Genomic DNA, 667 nt, shown 5'->3' with positions numbered 1-667 from the left:
CCGACTTGTAATATGATTCATATATCAGCTAACTGGGAGTGCGGCACTATGTCAACAGTAGATCTAATTGATGAAGATGACAATGAATCAGGTATTGCTGCCAAAGCCGCAAATGTACTTCGAGACCGCTTTATTGCCGCAGCGCAAAGTGGAACAGTACTGTATGTAGAAAATGATAATTTAATGAGTAAAATGCCGAATCGAACCCCAATTGTGATTAAACACCTATCTGGGCGTAATCCTGAACTTGCTCAACGAGTAGCGAGTCGTGGGACTTACAATTCAAATTTCGCATAAGAGATTTTATGTTAAATCATTTGAGGATAATTTGATTAAATTTTGCTATAGAGGAAATACTATGAGGAGTGTGAAGAAAGTTTTCATGTTAGAAAAGATAAATTAAGGTTAGAATAATAAAGTTTTGATACTTAAGAGAAAACAATGTTAGAAAAGCAACTAAAAGCTGAAATAACCAAGAAAGTTCAATCTTTTTGGAACGACAAACAATCTCCTTTATTAGTTAGTCAGTTAGGTGGTGAATATCCTAAAGAAGAGGTTAGGAAAGCTACTAAAGGTTTATCACTAGTAAAATGGATTAAAGAAAATCAAGGAGAACTAAGTCTGAAAATAGTAGTTCATCCATCTCAAGATCAAAAAATTGGATTAA

2 protein-coding genes are annotated in these 667 nt (G+C 34.0%); both read left to right on the top strand.

What is annotated here, in order from left to right; all coding sequences use genetic code 11:
• The first annotated feature begins 48 nt into the window (after window positions 1–48).
• A complete protein-coding gene (locus RR876_RS16965) occupies window positions 49–297 on the top strand; it encodes a hypothetical protein (RefSeq protein WP_332637188.1) in 249 nt (82 codons plus the stop codon).
• Between the two features lie 144 nt (window positions 298–441).
• The coding region (locus tag RR876_RS16960; protein ID WP_332637187.1) for a hypothetical protein at window positions 442–667 on the top strand (226 nt) is incomplete at its 3' end.

Origin of the sequence: Acinetobacter sp. (assembly GCF_036666595.1) — a bacterium.
In the GTDB taxonomy this organism is placed as follows: Bacteria; Pseudomonadota; Gammaproteobacteria; order Pseudomonadales; family Moraxellaceae; genus Acinetobacter.
This window is presented reverse-complemented; position numbering and strand designations above follow the sequence as displayed.

Bases quoted from the DNA above. Each gene is read 5' to 3' on its own strand.
- RR876_RS16965 (WP_332637188.1), top strand. From the start codon at position 49: ATGTCAACAGTAGATCTAATTGATGAAGATGACAATGAATCAGGTATT.